Raw genomic sequence first — 16,701 nt, 5'->3', positions numbered from 1 at the left:
ACTGCTCGCGGCGTGCGTAGTCACGTCCACGGCCGGACTAGTCTCATTATCGTAACACTATCCACCCATTTCCGCAGATAAAGTGGCCAGCGTCACATGAGATAGCGTATGGACCATGGACTTCGTCGACCGCCACGACTCCGCCGCCCGGCATTGGGTCGCCGAGGCCGTCCGGAGAGTCGAAGCCGATACCAATCGCAGCAGTGACACCCATCTCCATGTCTTTCCGCTGCCCGCGCGCTGGGGCGTAAACCTCTATATGAAAGACGAGTCGGTGCACCCTACGGGTTCACTCAAACACCGCCTCGCTCGTTCTTTGTTCCTGTACGGCCTCGCCAACGGCTGGATCGGCCCCGGGACTACCATCGTGGAGGCCTCCAGCGGCTCCACCGCGGTCAGCGAGGCCTACTTCGCCCGCCTGATCGGCCTGCCGTTCATCGCCGTGATGCCGGCGGCCACCTCCACGGAGAAGATCGCCCTCATCGAGTTCTACGGCGGCAAGTGCCACCTGGTCGACCAGCCGTCGGCGATCTACGAGGAGTCGCGCCGCCTGGCCGCCGAGACCGGCGGCCACTTCATGGACCAGTTCACCTACGCCGAGCGGGCCACCGACTGGCGCGGCAACAACAACATCGCCGAGTCGATCTTCGACCAGCTCGCCCTGGAGCCGCATCCCGAGCCCACCTGGATCGTGGTCGGCGCGGGCACCGGCGGCACCTCGGCCACGATCGGCCGCTACATCCGCTACCGCCGCCACCACACCCGCCTGGCCGTCGCCGACCCGGAGGGCTCGGCCTTCTACCCGGCCTGGGCCGAACGCGACTGGACGACCACCGCGAGCGGCTCGCGCATCGAGGGCATCGGCCGTCCGAGGGTGGAGCCGTCGTTCCAGCCGGACGTGATCGACCGCATGATCCAGGTGCCCGACGCCCGCTCGGTCGCCGGGATGCGGTGGGTCCGGGAGGTCACCGGCCGTCCGGTCGGCGCCTCCACCGGCACCAACATCGCCGCCTGCGTCGATCTCATCAAGGAGATGCGCGCCGAGGGCGACCAGGGCAGCGTGGTGACGCTGATCTGCGACGGCGCCGAGCGCTACGCCGGCACCCACGGCGACGACGCCTGGCTGGAGGCCCAGGGCCTGGACATCCAGCCGCATCTCGACGACCTGCGCGCGTTCCTAGGCCTTGACGGGGTCCACTGAAAAGATCTTCGCCACGTCGTCCAGCATCGCGTGCGCGCCCTGGACGCCGACCGCGCTCATCCAGACGAGGTCGGCGACGTCGTGCTTGGCTCCCTTGAGCTTGTTCCACAGCGGATTGGCCAGGAACTTCTTCTTCGGCTCCTCGGCCGTGGGGTCGGCGTAGGTGGAGACGAAGATGTGGTCGGCGTCCAGCTCGGCGATGCGCTCCTGGCTGATCGGGACCATGATCTGGTTCGGGTCCTTCGGCTGGCTCTCGGGACGCGCGAAGCCCACGTCCTTCAGCACGATGCCGGAGTAGGAGTTCTCGTTGTAGGAGCGGACCTCGGGCTCGCCGGCGAAGCGCACCACGGAGATCGTGGGCATCTTGCCCTCCTTCTCCTTGACCGCCGTACCGATCTTGCCCGCGCGCTCCTCGAACTTCTTCAGCGTCTCCTCGGCCAGCGCCTCCTTGCCCAGCGACTGGCCCATGAGGCGCAGGTTCTCCTTCCAGATCGCGCCGGTGGTCTCGGTGAACACGGTCGGGGCGATCTTGACGAGCTTGTCGTACAGGTCCTTGTGCCGGACCTTCGCCGAGACGATCAGGTCGGGCTTGAGCGCCATGATCTTCTCAAGGCTGGGCTGCTCCAGCGTGCCGACCGAGATGGCCTCCTTGCCGTACTCGGCCGCCACGGTGCCCAGGTAGTCGGGCAGCTTGTCCTCGATCGCCCGGTAGTTCGTGTAGCCGACGACCGGCGTCTGCAGCGTGAGGACCGCGTCGACGAAGCTCTGGTCGAGGGCGACCACGCGTTTCGGCTGCGTGGGGATCTTCGTCTCACCCATGGCGTGCTTGATGACACGGAAGGGCGCCTGCGCGCTCTCGGCGGCCTTGGGGGCAGCGGCCTGGCCACCGCACGCCGCCAGTCCCATCGCGAGTACGGCTACCGCGACCGCACGGAACGCTCTCATGTTGTCCCTCTCCCAATAAGGCAACCCTAAATTAGGTTAGCCCTGCCTAAGCTGGCATACTTCACCAGGATCGGGCAAATGAGTAGGAGGAAGGCATGGTGGCAGCCACCGCCGTGAAGCTTCCCCAGCTCCGTCACCGCCGCCTGACCTGGCTGATCGGGCTCACGGGGGTACTCGTGCTCGCGATCGTCCTGAGCATTACCATCGGCGCCAAGGCGGTGCCGCCCACCGACGCCTGGCACGCGCTGACCTCGCCCACCGGCACCGAGAGCGACATCATCATCCGCTCGCTGCGCCTGCCCCGCACCGCCCTCGGCATCCTGGCCGGGATCGCGCTCGGCGTCGCCGGGGCGCTCATGCAGGGCCACACCCGCAACCCGCTCGCCGACCCCGGCCTGCTCGGCGTCACCCAGGGCGCCGCCTTCGCCATGGTCGCCTCGATCATCTTCCTCGGCACCACCAGCCTGCTCGGCTTCATCTGGTTCGGCCTGGCCGGCGCGCTCGTCGCCAGCGTCGGCGTCTTCGCCCTCGGCATGGTCGGCGGGCGCGGCGGCCCCACCCCGGTCACGCTGGCCCTGGCCGGCACCGCCGTCAGCGCCTTCCTCTACGCGCTCACCTCGGCGATGGTCCTGCTCGACGAGCAGGCCATGGACGTCTTCCGCTTCTGGCAGTCCGGCTCCATCGCCGCCCGGGGCACCGAGGTGATCTGGCAGGTGCTGCCGTTCGTCGCGGCCGGGCTGCTCCTGGCCCTGATCAACGCCTCCGGCCTCAACGCCCTGTCACTCGGCGAGGACGTGGCCCGCAGCCTCGGCCAGAACATCGCCCTCACCCGGGCCGTCGGCGTCGCCTCGGTCACGCTGCTGACCGGCGCCGCCGTCGCCGCGTGCGGCTCGCTGTCGTTCATCGGCCTGATCGTGCCGCACCTGGCCCGCCGCGTGTCGGGGACCGACCATCGGTGGCTGCTGCCGTACTCCGGGCTGATCGGCGCCGCGCTCCTGCTGCTCGGCGACGTGATCGGCCGCGTCGTGGCACCGCCAGGCGAGCTCGAGGTCGGCGTGGTGCTCGCGCTGCTCGGCGCGCCCTTCTTCGTGGCGCTGGTCCGCCGCAGGAAGCCGGTGCGGCTGTGACCTCCTACGCGCTGAGACTCGCGGGCCTGTCCTGGCAGGTACGGCTGCGCGGCGTCGCCGTCACGTTCGGCGGCCTGGTCCTCCTGGTGCTGCTGATGGCGCTGAACATGCGCATCGGCGACCTGCCCATGACCGTGCAGGAGGTGTTCAGGGACACCTTCGACGCCTCCAGCCCCGCCCACTTCGTCATCATGGAACTGCGCCTGCCCAGGGCGCTGACCGGCGCGCTGGTCGGCGCGGCGCTGGCCCTGTCCGGCGCGATCATCCAGTCGATCGCCCGCAACCCGCTGGCCAGCCCCGAGATCCTCGGCGTCACCACCGGCGCCTCGGTCACCGTGGTCGCCGGAGTGGTGGTCAGCGGCGGCGTTCACGGCGGGGTCAGCGGGCTGCTGTCCAGCGTGGGCATGCCGGTGCTCGCCCTGCTGGGCGGCCTGCTCGGCGCCGTGATCGTCTACGGCCTGGCCTGGCGGCGCGGCCTCGACGGCTACCGCCTCGTCCTGGTCGGCATCGGCGTGGCCGCGGTCTTCACCAACGTCAAGTACTGGCTGATGACCATCGGCGACGTCAACGACACCGCCCAGGCGATGGTGTGGATCAGCGGCTCGCTCAACGGCCGCGGCTGGGAGCACGTGATCCCGGTCGCGCTGGCGCTGGCCGTACTGATCCCGCTGACCCTGCTCGGCACCCGCTCGCTCAACGCCCTGCGCTTCTCCGACGACACCGTCACCGCGCTCGGCGTGCGCATGAACCTGTCCAGGGCCCTGATGATCCTGGCCGCGGTGCTGCTGGCGGCCGTGGCCACCGCCTCGGCCGGCCCCGTGGCCTTCGTCGCGCTGGCCTCGCCGCAGATCGCGCTGCGGCTGATCCGCTCGGCCCACCCGCCGCTGCTGTCGTCGGCGATCGTCGGCGCCGTGCTCACCGCCGGCGCCGACCTGCTCGCCCGCACCGCCTTCTCCCCCATCGAACTGCCGGTCGGTGTCGTCACGGCCGTGCTCGGCGCACCGTATCTGATCTACCTTCTGATCCGCATCCGTAAGGGGCGCACATGAGACTGCAGGCCGTAGACGTCAAGCTCGGGTACGGCGACCGCGTCATCGTGGACGGGCTCGACCTCGGGGTCGAGGCCGGAACCGTGACCACGATCATCGGTCCCAACGGTTGCGGCAAGTCCACCTTGCTGCGCGCCCTCGGCCGCCTGCTCAAGCCGTCGGGCGGCGAGGTGCTGCTGGACGGCAAGAAGATCTCCACGATCGCCACCAAGGAGGTGGCCCGGATCCTCACCGTGCTGCCCCAGTCGCCCTCGGCCCCCGAAGGGCTCACCGTCGCCGACCTCGTGGCCAGGGGACGCCACCCGCACCAGACCTGGTACCGCCAATGGTCCTCCGACGACGAGAAGGCCGTGGGCGTCGCGCTGAACATGACCGGCCTGTCCGACCTCGCCGAGCGGCCGCTGGACGAGCTGTCCGGCGGGCAGCGGCAGCGGGCGTGGATCTCCATGGCGCTGGCCCAGGGCACCGACCTGCTGTTGCTGGACGAGCCGACGACCTTCCTCGATCTGGCCCATCAGGTGGAGGTGCTGGAGCTGGTGCGCGATCTGCACGCGCAGGCGGGCCGTACCATCGTGATGGTCCTGCACGACCTCAACCTGGCCGCCCGCTACGCCGACCGGCTGGTGGCGATGCGCGACGGCAGCGTCGTGGCGGCGGGCACCCCGCACGAGGTGCTGACCGAGGAGCTCATCCGGGAGGTCTTCGACCTGGACTCCAAGGTCATCACCGACCCTGTCGCCGGCACCCCGCTGGTCGTGCCCATCGGCTCACACCGCTAACGGCCCGCACCGCCAACGGCTCACCGCTTACAGCTCGCCTCGGTAACGGCTCTCATCGCTGACGACTCTCATCGCCATCGACTCTCATCGCCATCGACTCTCATCGCCATCGACTCTCATCGCTGACGGCTCGCATCGCTATCGGGCGAGCTCGCGCCGGACGTCCGGGTCGTCCGGATCCAGCCGCGCCGCCCTCTCCAGGTCCGCCCGCGCCTCCCGTTCCCGTCCCGCCGCGCGCAGCGCCAGCGCCCGGTTGAACAGCAGATCCGCGCGTTCCCCCAGCTCCAGCGCGCGGGTCAGGTCCGCGACCGCCGCCTCGTGCGCGCCCTCCTCGAACGCCAGCCCGCCGCGCCCCGCCCACGCCGCCGCCAGCCCGCCGTCCAGCGCCAGCGCGCCGTCGTAGGCCGCCCTGGCCGCCGCCCGCCGGCCCGCCCCCTGCTCGACCTGCCCCAGCACACACAGCAGGTACGGCTCCCGCGGCGTCAGCCGCAGCCCCGCCTCCACGTCGGCCCGCGCCCCGCCCTGATCGCCCAGGGCGGCACGCAGCCCGGCCCGGTTGACGTAGCCGGGCGCGAAACCCGGATCGAGCTCCAGCGCGTAGTCGAGATCGGCCAGCGCTCCGGCCAGGTCGCCGCGCGCGTAGCGGACCTCGGCGCGGTTGTAGTAGGGCTCGGGAAAGGGCGGGCTGACCCGCATCGCGCTCTCGTAGTCGGCGACCGCCTCGTCGAGACGCCCCAGCTTGTGGAGGAGTGTCCCGCGGTCGAGGTAGTAGTCGGGGTAGCCGGGGTCGGCGGCGATCGCGGCGGCGTAGTCGGCCAGCGCCTCCCCGGTACGGCCCAGCACGCCGAGGAGCTGGCCGCGGTTGGCCCGCAGCACCAGCCGGTGGATCGGGTGCCGGTCCGGCGGCAGGTCGCGGTCGGCCAGCTCGATGGCCTGCTCGACCAGGCTCAGGGCGGCGGCCGGGTGGCCCCGGCGTACCTCGATGAGGGCTTTGCCGTTGAGGTCGAAGCCGAGGTGGAAGGCGCGCTCGCGGCGGTCGGGCAGCAGCGAGGTGATGGTGATCGCCTCGTTGATCCACGCCAGCGCCTCCTCGGGGTCGCGCAGGCGAGGGTCGTGGTGGCGGACGAACAGCATCGCGATCGAGCAGGCCACGGTGGCGCGGTGGCCGGGCTCGGTGGCGACGCGCCTGGCCCGCTCGTACAGCTCCCTGGCGGCGGGCTCGTGGCCGATCGCCTCCAGCGCGGCGGTGGTGCGGTGCAGCAGCGTCCACCAGCGTTCGGGGTCGTCGTCGTGGGTGAGCAGCTCCAGCTCGGCCTGCCCGGCCTCGGCCATGGCGTGGTGGAAGCCCTCGTCGCGGAAGCGGTCGTAGTCGGTGGCCAACGGCCCGCCGCCGGGCCGGCCGTCCACCTCGGTGATCACCAGCTCGGGTACGCGCCGCCGCAGCACCTCGACGAGCTGGACGTCCGTCGGGTCGGCCGCGTCCAGGTTCGCCACGGCGACGGCCAGCGGCCCGGTCCTGGCCAGGTGGTCACGGACGAACTCGGCCAGCCCGTTGGCCAGCCGCAGCGTACGTCCCGCGCCCGGGATCAGGATGCGCTGCTCGCGGGGCAGGCCGTCGGCCAGGGACCCCCTGCTGCGCGGCACCCGCGGCGCGAGGTGCGGCGCGGCGGCCATGATCTCGATGTCGTGGGCGGCCACCAGCTCCGGCCCGTACGCGAGCGCCGCGGGCACGAGGGCGTCCAGGAGCGCCGCACCGAACGTGTAGGGGCCGAGGGGACGCCGGTCGGCGTCGATGGTCGGAAGGTTCACCAGGTCCTTTTCCAAGCCGAAGGGCGGCCCGCATCTCCCGGGAGGAGACGGACCGCCCCTTTGAGATCAGTTCTTGTGCCGCGGCGCGTCGACGCCTGCAGGCTTGACTGTTCCCGGCTTGTGGACCACGACCTTTTTCATTCTTGCCCTTCCACTCCGCACACACCTCATGACGCGAACGTTCCGAATACGGCCGCGATCTCTAGGTGACCGACTCATGTGAACACACGCCCGAGTCGGAGATCAAGACCTGCGGGGTAAGGGTCATTACCCACCAAATAAGGAGACGCTCCACGGAACCCCATGGAGCGTCCGAAAACCCACCAAAAGCCTCAGTCGTCACCCAAGATCGCGTCGACGAAGACCTCCGGATCGAACGGCGCCAGGTCGTCCGCCCCCTCGCCCAGACCCACCAGCTTGACCGGCACGCCCAGCTCACGCTGCACCGAGATCACGATGCCGCCCTTGGCCGTGCCGTCGAGCTTGGTCAGCGCGATGCCCGTGATGTTGACCACCTCGGCGAACACCTGGGCCTGCCGCATGCCGTTCTGGCCGGTCGTGGCGTCGAGCACGAGCAGGACCTCGTCGACCGTGGCCTTCTTCTCGATGACGCGCTTGACCTTGCCCAGCTCGTCCATGAGGCCGGTCTTGGTGTGCAGGCGGCCCGCGGTGTCGACGATCACGACGTCCGCCTTCTCCGCCATGCCCTTGGCCGTCGCGTCGAAGGCGACCGACGCCGGGTCGCCGCCCTCCGGGCCGCGCACGACCTCGGCGCCCACCCGGTCGCCCCAGGTCTGCAACTGGTCGGCGGCGGCGGCGCGGAAGGTGTCGGCGGCGCCGAGCACGACCTTCTTGCCGTCGCCCACCAGCGAGCGGGCCAGCTTGCCGGTGGTGGTGGTCTTGCCGGTGCCGTTGACGCCGACCACGAGCACCACCGCGGGCCGTTCGCCGTGCTTGGCGATGTGCAGCGTGCGGTCCAGGTCGGGGTTGACCTGCGCCAGCAACTGCTCGCGCAGCAGACCGCGCACCTCGTTCGGCGTCCGGCTGCCGAGCACCTTGACCTTGGTCTTCAGCTCCTCGACCATCACCTGCGTCGGCGCGACGCCGACGTCGGCGGTGATCAGGCTCTCCTCGATCTCGTCCCACACCTCGTCGTCGAGACGGTCGCGCGACAGCAGCTCCAGCAGGCCGCGGCCGAACGCGCTCTGCGAGCGGGCCAGCCGCGAGCGCAGCCGCACCATGCGGCCGGCCGACGGCGGCGGCACCTCGACCTCGGGCTGGGGCTTGACCTCGACAGCGGGAGCGGGCGGCGGAACGGTGGTGGTGGCGCCCTCGGACTCCTCACCACCCCCTGCGGGCCGCTTCTCCTTCTCGTCGGGAAGCGGGATCGTCGCCGGCGGCTCGACCGGCGGCGCACCCTTGCCACCCGGCCTGAACAGCAGGAAGAGGCCGCCGGCCGCCAGCAGGGCGACGACGACCACGATCACGATGATGCCCAGGTAACCATCCACAACAAGTCAGTTTTCCAGATCAGCCCGCATGCTCGCGCCCGGGGAGCGTGCGCGTCAGGCCGGTTCGCGCTCCCGCAGGCGCTGGCTGACGACCTGGGTGACGCCGTCACCGCGCATGGACACGCCGTACAGAGCGTCGGCGATCTCCATCGTGCGCTTGTTGTGCGTGATGACGATCAGCTGTGAACTCTGCCGCAATTCCTCGAAAAGCGTCAGCAGCCGCTGCGTGTTGGTGTCGTCGAGCGCCGCCTCGACCTCGTCCATCACATAGAACGGCGACGGCCGCGCCTTGAAGATGGAGATCAGGAACGCCACCGCCGTCAGCGACCGCTCACCGCCCGACAGCAGCGACAGCCGCTTGACCTTCTTGCCCGGCGGCCTGGCCTCGACCTCGATGCCGGTCGTCAGCATGTCGGCGGGGTCGGTGAGCACGAGCCGTCCGTCGCCGCCCGGGAACACCCTCGTGAAGATCTGCTCGAACTCGCGGGCCACGTCCTCGTAGGCGGAGGAGAACATCGCCTCGACCCGGTTGTCGACCTCCTGGACGACGGTCATCAGCTCACGCCTGGTCTTCCTGAGGTCTTCGAGCTGGCTGTTGAGGAAGGCGTGACGCTCCTCCAGCGCCGCGAACTCCTCCAGCGCCAGCGGGTTGACCTTGCCGAGCTGGTTCATCTGCTTCTCGGCGATCCGGGCGCGCTTCTCCTGCTCCTCCCGGACGTACGGCATGGGCGGGTCCCCGGGGACCGGAACGGCCGGGCCGTACTCGGAGATCAGCGACTCGGCCTCCACGCCGAACTCGTCGAGCGCCCGCTGCTCCATCTGCTCCAGCCGGAGCCGCTGCTCGGTTCGGGCCACCTCGCTGCCGTGCACCCGGTTGACCAGCTTGTCGAGCTCCTGCGACAGCTCGCGTACGCGCAGGCGTACCTGCTTCAGCTCCGCGTCGATCGCCACCCTGGCCAGGTCCGCCTCGTCGCGTTCGCGCGAGGCCCGCTCGATCGAGCCGGCCAGCGCCCCGAGCACCCGCTTGGCGCCCTTGGCCACGGCCTCTGCCACGACGGCCTGCCTGCGGCGCCTGGCCCGCTGCGCGGCGGCCTGGGCCCGCTCCTGACGCTCGCGCTCCGCGGCCCGCACCAGGCCGTCGGCCCTGCCCTCGATGCCCTTGACCCGCTCCTCCGCGGTGCGGACCTGCAGGCGGGTCTCCATCTCGCGCTGCCTGGCCAGGTTGGTGGCCTCGGCCAGTTCGTCGCGGGTGTCGGTGGTGGGCTCGGACTCCAGCTCGCTCGCGTACTCCGCCTCGGCCAGCCGGATCTCCAGCTCGGCCACCTCTTCCAGCGCCTCGGCCCGCGCCTCCTCGGCGGTGGTCACGCTCCGGGCCAGGCGGGCGGCCTCGGCGGCGGCGGCCTGGGCGGCGGCCTCCAGCTGGGCCAGGCGCTTGGCGGCGGCGGCGTTGCGCTGGTCGGCCTCACGCTGCCTGCCCCTGACCTGGTCGAGCGTGCCCTGGGCGGCGCTGAGGCCGGACTGGGCGGTGCTGACGGCGGTCTGGGCCTCGGTGAGGCGGGCCTGGGCGGCTTCGAGCTGGGCCTGGGCCTCGTGCTCTGCCTCGACGGCGGCCTCGAAGCCCGCGGCGCCGCGCTCGGCGGTGATCTGGGCGGCGTCGAGGTCGGCGGTGGCCTGGTCGAGGGCGGAGCGCATCTGCAGGACGGACGAACCGCCCACCGCGCCGCCGCCCGCCAGGTGGACTCCCACCAGGTCGCCCTGCCTGGTCACGGCCCTGAGCTCGGGCCGCCGCTCGACCAGCTCCTTCGCCCCGGGCAGGTCGTCGACCACGACGACGCCGGTCAGCACGTGGTCGACGGCGGCTCTGAGGTGGTCGGGAACGGTCACCAGATCGGCGGCCCAGACACCCCGTGCGTCGAGGGCGGGCCGGGACCCGGCGCGGCCCTCGCCCGCGATCAGGATGGTCGCGTGGCCGCCGTCACCGGCGCGCAGGAGCTCGAAGGCCTCCACCGCCGTGTCGAGCGACTTCACCGCGATCGCCTCGGCCACCGGGCCCAGAACGGCGGCGACGGCCAGTTCGGCGCCGGGCGCCACGGTCAGCTCGGTGGCCAGCGGGCCCAGGACTCCCGCCAGGTCGGCCTCCAGCAGCGCGGCGCCGCCGTCGGCGCCCTTGCTCAGGCCGAGTTCGAGGGCTTCGCGCCGGGCCTGGAGGCCGGCCACCGCGCGCTGGGCCTGCTGGTCGGCGGTGCGGGCCGTACCCACGGCGGATTTCGCGGCCTGCAGGGCCGCGCGCGGGACGTCGAGCCCCGACCTGGACTCCTCCGCGGCGGCGCGAGCCTCGTCGGCGACCGCCTTGGCCTCCTCGACCAGCGCCTGCGCGGTGTCCAGCTCCTCGGCGAGCGCCGGGTCGGCGGCGGGCTCGGCGCGCTGCTGCTCCTCAAGCTCCATCCGGCCGGCGCGCTCGCGTTCGGCGGCGTCGAAGACGCCCTGGGCCAGGCGGCCGATCTCCTCGTCGGCGGCGCGGGCGCGGCTGCGCGCCGAGTCGACCTTGCCGCGCAGCCTGGCCAGGCCCTCGCGGCGGTCGGCCTGGGCGCGGGCGGCCATGGCCAGCCGCTGCTCCTCGCCGCTCAGCTCGGCCTCGGCCTCGGCCCGGCGCTGGACGGCCTCCTCCAGCAGCTCCTGGGCGTGCTCCAGCTCGGCGTTGAGAATGAGCTCCTGCTCGCGTGCCTCGGCGGCCTCGCGTTCGAGCTCCTCGGGGTCGCGGCCGCGCCGTTCGATGGCGGCGGCGTCGACGGCGTGGCGGTGACGTTCCGCAGCGAGCTGCTCCAGGCCCGAGGTGCGCTCGCGCAGCGAGGACAGCCGGAAGAAGGTCTCCTGCGCGGCCGACAGCCGCGGCTGGGCCTGCGCCTCGGCCTCCTCCAGGGCGGCCTCGCGCTCCTGGCCCTGCGCCAGCTCGGTCTCGACCTGGGTACGGCGGGCCTGGATCGCCGCCTCGTCGGCCGCCTCCCTGCGCAGCGTGTCGCGCAGGATGCCGACGTCGTCGGCCAGCAGCCGCAGCCGGGCGTCACGCAGGTCGGCCTGGATGACGGCGGCCTTGCGGGCGATCTCGGCCTGGCGGCCCAGCGGCTTGAGCTGGCGGCGCAGTTCGGTGGCGAGGTCCTGGACCCGGGTGAGGTTGGCCTGCATCGCGTCGAGCTTGCGCAGCGCCTTTTCCTTGCGCTTGCGGTGCTTGAGCACGCCCGCGGCCTCTTCGATGAAGGCGCGGCGGTCCTCGGGGCCCGCGTGGAGCACGGCGTCGAGCTGCCCCTGGCCGACGATGACGTGCATCTCCCTGCCGATGCCCGAGTCGGACAGCAGCTCCTGGATGTCGAGCAGGCGGCACGTGTCGCCGTTGATGGCGTACTCGGACTGGCCGCTCCTGAACATCAGGCGGCTGATCGTCACCTCGGTGTAGTCGATCGGCAGCGCGCCGTCGGAGTTGTCGATCGTCAGCGTGACCTCGGCCCGGCCGAGTGGCGGCCGGCTGGACGTGCCGGCGAAGATCACGTCCTCCATCTTGCCGCCGCGCAGCGACTTGGCGCTGTGCTCGCCCATGACCCAGGCGAGGGCGTCGACGACGTTGGACTTGCCGGACCCGTTGGGCCCGACGACACAGGTGATCCCCGGTTCGAAACGCAGTGCGGTGGCCGAGGCGAACGACTTGAACCCACGCAGGGTGAGGGTCTTCAGGTACACCTGATGACCCCCTCCCGTCGACCGCGTTCCGGAAAGCCTACTGGTCTCTGCCCTTGGGCTCGTGCTAAGAACCAGTCTGCGATACGGCAAGGCGGGTGAGGGCGGTTATCCGCGCGTGTCTGCACACTCGCGGACCACCAACGTGAACATCTTCAGAAAGGTGGACAAATAGCAAGGGACGCCTCTCCGAGACGTCCCTGGATGTAGCGGTCCGACCACTCAGGTGAGTGCCGGCTCGCGCTCCTGCATACGGCCCCGTGCCTCATCACGGGTCTGCGCCGCAAGAGCGTCATTCTGGGCCTGGAGCCGGATGAGTTCTGCCTCCAGATCCCGAATACGCTGTTGCAGGCGGCGCATCTCCGAGACCATCCGAGGGTCAGGACCGCCGACGTGGCCTAGTAGAGCCTTCGCCATGGTTAAGGGTCCTCCACGCTGAGTGACCAGACTGGTTCGCGCACTTCTATTCCGCGGGAGGGGTGCGCGTGGTACCTAACAAGAGTCGCACCGGCAGTGTGGGCGGTCAAGTCGAACGCACCGCAGAGACGCACCGATGGGCACTCCCGACATACAAATATACCCTATTTGGGGGGTTTAACGAAAGGGTCTACCTCTCCATAAACCCAACCAAACTACCTCGGGGTTCGCTCCACCGTTCCACTACTCCCGTCACCTTGCCCGGCGTGTCGCAACCTCGCAGCAGCTCAAGCAGCTTGACGCAGGACTCCCTGGACCCCTCCGCGACGACCTCCACCCGGCCGTCGTCCATGTTGCGCGCCCACCCGGCCAGCCCCAGCTCAAGCGCCCGCGCACGGGTCCACCAGCGGAAGCCGACACCCTGGACACGACCCCTTACCCAGGCCGTCAGCCGCGTGTCATCGCCCATTCATCCGGTCACTCTCTGTAGATTTACTGCCACTTCTCCGGCATTTCGGTCGGCAGCCACCTCGGCGAACGCGGTCACCGCCGCCGTGCGCCTCGTACGCTGCCACACGAGGCCGAGCACCGAATCCGGCAGGCCCGTGACCGGCACGAACGTGACGTCGTCGCGTCCCAGATAGGCCGCCGTCGGGGTGCAGAACAACATGCTTCCGCGGTTCAGCGCGACCTCGGTCAGGCCCTCCTGGCTCGTGGAAACCGCTCCGGCCGACGGGATGGGCAGGCCGCTGGGCGTCGTCACCGGGGCCGTCAGCTCCCTCCAGCGCTGGGGCGCCGGGCCCTCCACCCCGACCAGCGGCACGCCGGCCAGTTCCTCGGCGTCGATGGACACGCGTCCGGCCAGCGGATGCGCCGGTGACAGGGCCAGCTTCAACGGCACCCGGTTCAGCGCCACGCTCGTCTCCAGATCGGGCTCGGCGACCGGAAGCAGCGTGAACGTGAGATCCACCACACCCTCGCGTACCTTGCCGAACGGATCGGACAGCGGGACCTCGACCAGTTCGACCGCGCACTCGGGGAAACGGCGCTCGAAGGCGCGCACCGCCCCGGTGACGGCCTCGCCCGGCGTGCTGAGGAATCCGACCCGCAGCACGCCGTACACGCTCCTGGCGGCCGATCTGGCGCGGTTCACCGCGCCGTGCAGCCCCTCGTAGGCGGGGCGTACGTCGGCGAGGAAGCGCTCGCCCAGCGGGGTCAGCCGGACCCGGCGGCTCGTCCGCTCGAAGAGCCGGGCGCCGATCGAGTCCTCCAGCGAGCGGACGATCTGGCTGACCCGGCCGGGAGACAGATACAGCCGCTCGGCGGCCTTGGCGAAATGGAGCTCCTCGCTCACCACGACGAACGTCTCCAGCTGTCTGAACTCCATGGCACCCCTTAGTCCAGCTAAACCAAGGATTCGATCTTCGGCATTGTTCCCGCGTGCGCTCGTTCACAGGGTTGGACCATGACGACGATTGACACATCCCGGGCATATTGGCCCGCCATCTTCACCACAGCCGTGGGCATTTTCATCGTGGTGACCAGCGAGATGATGCCCATCGGGCTGCTGACGCCGATCAGCGGCGCGATGGGAGTATCCACCGGCGTCGCCGGGCTGACCATGTCGGCGCCCGGCCTGGTCGCCGCGGTGGCCGCGCCCGTGCTGGCCATGAGCGTGCGCGGGCTCGACCGGCGCATGCTGCTGGCCGGGCTCATGGCGCTGCTGGTGCTGTCGAACCTGGTGGCGGCGCTCGCGCCCAACTTCACGGTGATGATGGCGGCCCGGGTGGTGACCGGCGTGAGCATCGGCGGCTACTGGGCCTTCGCCGCGAGCCTCGCCGTACGGCTGGTGCCGCCGGGCTCCGTGGGCCGGGCCACCGCCATGGTCGCGGGTGGCGTCTCCGTGGCCTCCGTGCTCGGCGTCCCCACGGGCACGCTGATCGCCTCCATGGCCGGCTGGCGCTGGGCGTTCGGGGTGATGGCGCTACTCGCCCTGGCCGTCACCGCGGCGCTCCTGGCCCTGCTGCCACCGCTGCCCGCCGAGAGCACCGTGAGCCTGGGCGGCGTCTGGCGCGACCCCGGCATGCGGGCCGTGCTCATCGTCATCGGAGTACTCGTGATCGGCCACTTCGGCGCGTACACCTATGTCCGGCCCTTCCTGGAGCAGAGCGGCGCCAACATCAGCCTCGCCCTCCTCGCCTACGGCCTGGCCGGCGTGGCCGGCAACTTCGCCGCGGGGGCGCTCGCCGCCACGCGGCCCAAGCAGGTGATCATCACGCTGAGCCTGCTCGTCGCCATGGCCACCGCGGCGCTGCCCCTGACGGGCGGCCCGCTCGCGCTGGTCGTGCTGTGGGGCCTGGCCTACGGCGGCGTCTCCGTCACCAGCCAGCTCTGGATGATCAAGGCGGGCGGCGGCGAGTCCGGTATGGCCTGGGTGTCGTCGGTGTTCAACGCCACCATCGCCGCCGGCGCCCTGGTCGGCGGGCGGATCGTGGACGGCGTGTCGCTGTCGGCCGTGCTGTGGTTCGCGGCGGTGATGGCCGTGCTCAGCGCGGCTTTCGCTGGCACGTCGGGCAGGAGTAGGACGAGCGGTTCATGAACGGGTCACGCCTGATCGGGGTGCCGCACCGCGAGCAGGGCAGGTCGCGCCTGCCGTAGGCCTCCAGGGAGCGCTCGAAGTAGCCGCTCTCGCCGTTGACGTTGACGTAGAGGCTGTCGAAGGACGTCCCGCCCTGCGCCAGGGCGGAGCTCATGACCGCGCGCACCCCGGCGAGCAGCTCGGTGATCTTCGGCTGGGTGAGGGTCCTGGTCGAGCGGGCCCAATGGAGCTTGGCCAGCCACAGCGCCTCGTCGGCGTAGATGTTGCCGACGCCGCTGATCAGCGACTGGTCGAGCAGCGCCCGCTTGACCTCGGTGTTCTTCGCCTTCAGCTTGCGGGCGAAGACCTCGTCGGCGAAGGAGTCCTCGAACGGGTCGGGCGCGATGTGCGCGATCGGCTCGGGGACTCCGCCGGCCATCGGCGTGACCATGACGTGCCCGAACGTGCGCTGGTCGACGAAGCGCAGGTCAGGGCCGCCGTCGGCGAAGCGCAGCCGTACGCGCAGATGCTTCTCCAGCGGCGAGTCCGGCCGCACCACGAGCAGCTGGCCGCTCATCCCCAGGTGGGCCATGAGCGCGTCGCCGGGGCCGAGCGGCAGCCACAGGTACTTGCCGCGGCGCTCGGCCGAGACGATCGTGCGGCCCTTCAGCCGCGAGGCGAACTCGTCGGCCCCGGGCAGGTGCCGCCGGACGGCGCGAGGATGCAACACCTCGGCCTCGGCGATCTCCCGCCCGGTGACCCATTCCGCGAGGCCGCGGCGGACGACCTCGACCTCGGGCAGTTCTGGCATCCCTAACCGGCCGGCTGACTCTCGCGCTGCTCGCGACGCGCCCTGATGCGGGTCCAGGCCGCCTCGGCCGCCTGCTGCTCGGCCTCCTTCTTGCTCCGGCCGGTGCCCGAGCCGTAGGACTCGCCGCCCACGCGCACCACCGCGGTGAACGACTTGGCGTGGTCGGGGCCGCTCTCCTCGACGTGGTACTCGGGCACGCCGAGTGCCTCCGAGGCGGTCAGCTCCTGCAACGAGGTCTTCCAGTCGAGGCCGGCGCCCAGCGAGGCCGAGCGCACGATCAGCGGATCGAACAGCACGTGCACGACGCGGAAGGCCTCTTCCAGGCCCTTGTCCACGTAGATCGCGCCGATCAGCGCCTCCAGCGTGTCGGCCAGGATGGACGACTTGTCGCGCCCGCCGGTGCCCTCCTCGCCCCTGCCGAGGCGAAGGAAGCGGCCCAGGCCCAGGGACCTGGCCACGTCGGCCAGCGCGCGCATGTTGACCACCGCGGCCCGCAGCTTGGCCAGCTGGCCCTCGGGCAGATCGGGGTGGTTGCGGTAGAGCGTATCGGTGACGACCAGGCCCAGCACCGAGTCGCCCAGGAACTCCAGGCGCTCGTTGGTGGGCAGGCCGCCGTTCTCGTACGCGTAGGAGCGGTGCGTCAGCGCCCGCTCAAGGATGTCGGAAGCGAGTCGCGCGGAAAGGACTCGTTCCAGTTCGTCTCTGGCGACCTCCACGGCCACCGGCTTAGGACCTGCGCCCACGT

General features: G+C 71.0%; 14 protein-coding genes. 5 read left to right on the top strand and 9 right to left on the bottom strand.

What is annotated here, in order from left to right:
- Positions 1-115 precede the first annotated feature (115 nt).
- Entirely contained in the window at positions 116-1,201 is a 1,086-nt protein-coding gene (locus ACIBKY_RS34265) for a PLP-dependent cysteine synthase family protein (protein ID WP_397103260.1), read from the top strand.
- Here ACIBKY_RS34265 and ACIBKY_RS34260 read toward each other — a convergent pair.
- Positions 1,178-2,146 carry an ABC transporter substrate-binding protein gene (locus ACIBKY_RS34260; protein ID WP_397103258.1) on the bottom strand — a complete coding sequence of 323 codons (969 nt, stop codon included), beginning with the start codon at positions 2,144-2,146 and terminating at the stop codon, positions 1,178-1,180. The genes ACIBKY_RS34265 and ACIBKY_RS34260 overlap by 24 nt on opposite strands.
- A gap of 95 nt (positions 2,147-2,241) precedes the next feature.
- Here ACIBKY_RS34260 and ACIBKY_RS34255 point away from each other — a divergent pair, with 95 nt between their 5' ends.
- From ACIBKY_RS34255 to ACIBKY_RS34245, 3 genes are read left to right on the top strand one after another with little or no spacing between them, the layout of a single operon-like run.
- Positions 2,242-3,273 carry a FecCD family ABC transporter permease gene (locus ACIBKY_RS34255; RefSeq protein WP_397103256.1) on the top strand — a complete coding sequence of 344 codons (1,032 nt, stop codon included), beginning with the start codon at positions 2,242-2,244 and terminating at the stop codon, positions 3,271-3,273.
- A complete protein-coding gene (locus tag ACIBKY_RS34250; protein ID WP_397103254.1) occupies positions 3,270-4,322 on the top strand; it encodes a FecCD family ABC transporter permease in 1,053 nt (350 codons plus the stop codon). Before ACIBKY_RS34255 ends, ACIBKY_RS34250 begins: the two co-directional genes overlap by 4 nt.
- Complete coding sequence (locus ACIBKY_RS34245; protein ID WP_379612469.1) at positions 4,319-5,101, top strand: ABC transporter ATP-binding protein; 783 nt, start codon at positions 4,319-4,321, stop codon at positions 5,099-5,101. Before ACIBKY_RS34250 ends, ACIBKY_RS34245 begins: the two co-directional genes overlap by 4 nt.
- Positions 5,102-5,239: 138 nt before the next feature.
- Here ACIBKY_RS34245 and ACIBKY_RS34240 read toward each other — a convergent pair whose 3' ends face one another.
- The 6 genes from ACIBKY_RS34240 to ACIBKY_RS34215 form a co-directional block, all read right to left on the bottom strand.
- Positions 5,240-6,910, bottom strand: a complete 1,671-nt coding sequence (locus ACIBKY_RS34240) for a tetratricopeptide repeat protein (RefSeq protein ID WP_397103251.1) — start codon at positions 6,908-6,910, stop codon at positions 5,240-5,242.
- A gap of 332 nt (positions 6,911-7,242) precedes the next feature.
- Positions 7,243-8,421: a signal recognition particle-docking protein FtsY gene (ftsY, locus tag ACIBKY_RS34235; RefSeq protein WP_397103249.1), complete on the bottom strand. Its 1,179-nt coding sequence runs from the start codon at positions 8,419-8,421 to the stop codon at positions 7,243-7,245.
- Positions 8,422-8,475: 54 nt separating this feature from the next.
- The gene (smc, locus tag ACIBKY_RS34230) at positions 8,476-12,153 is read right to left on the bottom strand and encodes a chromosome segregation protein SMC (RefSeq protein ID WP_397103247.1); all 3,678 of its coding nucleotides are present in this window, start codon (positions 12,151-12,153) and stop codon (positions 8,476-8,478) included.
- Between the two features lie 219 nt (positions 12,154-12,372).
- Positions 12,373-12,567 carry a hypothetical protein gene (locus ACIBKY_RS34225; protein WP_157250910.1) on the bottom strand — a complete coding sequence of 65 codons (195 nt, stop codon included), beginning with the start codon at positions 12,565-12,567 and terminating at the stop codon, positions 12,373-12,375.
- Positions 12,568-12,757: 190 nt separating this feature from the next.
- Positions 12,758-13,036, bottom strand: coding sequence for an acylphosphatase (locus tag ACIBKY_RS34220; protein WP_184960384.1), 279 nt, complete (start codon positions 13,034-13,036; stop codon positions 12,758-12,760).
- Positions 13,037-13,954 carry a LysR family transcriptional regulator gene (locus tag ACIBKY_RS34215; protein ID WP_397103245.1) on the bottom strand — a complete coding sequence of 306 codons (918 nt, stop codon included), beginning with the start codon at positions 13,952-13,954 and terminating at the stop codon, positions 13,037-13,039.
- Positions 13,955-14,086: 132 nt separating this feature from the next.
- Here ACIBKY_RS34215 and ACIBKY_RS34210 point away from each other — a divergent pair, with 132 nt between their 5' ends.
- Positions 14,087-15,166: an MFS transporter gene (locus ACIBKY_RS34210; protein ID WP_397103243.1), complete on the top strand. Its 1,080-nt coding sequence runs from the start codon at positions 14,087-14,089 to the stop codon at positions 15,164-15,166.
- Here the strand turns inward: ACIBKY_RS34210 and mutM are convergent.
- Together mutM and rnc are read right to left on the bottom strand one after the other, a co-directional pair.
- A complete protein-coding gene (gene mutM / locus ACIBKY_RS34205; RefSeq protein WP_397103241.1) occupies positions 15,114-15,956 on the bottom strand; it encodes a bifunctional DNA-formamidopyrimidine glycosylase/DNA-(apurinic or apyrimidinic site) lyase in 843 nt (280 codons plus the stop codon). The genes ACIBKY_RS34210 and mutM overlap by 53 nt on opposite strands.
- A gap of 2 nt (positions 15,957-15,958) precedes the next feature.
- Positions 15,959-16,678: a ribonuclease III gene (rnc, locus tag ACIBKY_RS34200; protein WP_379612526.1), complete on the bottom strand. Its 720-nt coding sequence runs from the start codon at positions 16,676-16,678 to the stop codon at positions 15,959-15,961.
- Between the last annotated feature and the right edge of the window lie 23 nt (positions 16,679-16,701).

This window comes from Nonomuraea sp. NPDC050394, assembly GCF_044459065.1.
Classification (GTDB): Bacteria; Actinomycetota; Actinomycetes; order Streptosporangiales; family Streptosporangiaceae; genus Nonomuraea.
Note: the sequence above shows the minus strand (reverse complement) of the source record. Positions and strands in the feature narration are given on the sequence as shown.

Bases quoted from the DNA above. Each gene is read 5' to 3' on its own strand.
- ACIBKY_RS34260 (WP_397103258.1), bottom strand. From the start codon at position 2,146: ATGAGAGCGTTCCGTGCGGTCGCGGTAGCCGTACTCGCGATGGGACTG.
- mutM (WP_397103241.1), bottom strand. From the start codon at position 15,956: ATGCCAGAACTGCCCGAGGTCGAGGTCGTCCGCCGCGGCCTCGCGGAA.
- ACIBKY_RS34265 (WP_397103260.1), top strand. From the start codon at position 116: ATGGACTTCGTCGACCGCCACGACTCCGCCGCCCGGCATTGGGTCGCC.
- ACIBKY_RS34245 (WP_379612469.1), top strand. From the start codon at position 4,319: ATGAGACTGCAGGCCGTAGACGTCAAGCTCGGGTACGGCGACCGCGTC.
- ACIBKY_RS34225 (WP_157250910.1), bottom strand. From the start codon at position 12,567: ATGGCGAAGGCTCTACTAGGCCACGTCGGCGGTCCTGACCCTCGGATG.
- ACIBKY_RS34220 (WP_184960384.1), bottom strand. From the start codon at position 13,036: ATGGGCGATGACACGCGGCTGACGGCCTGGGTAAGGGGTCGTGTCCAG.
- ACIBKY_RS34255 (WP_397103256.1), top strand. From the start codon at position 2,242: ATGGTGGCAGCCACCGCCGTGAAGCTTCCCCAGCTCCGTCACCGCCGC.
- ACIBKY_RS34215 (WP_397103245.1), bottom strand. From the start codon at position 13,954: ATGGAGTTCAGACAGCTGGAGACGTTCGTCGTGGTGAGCGAGGAGCTC.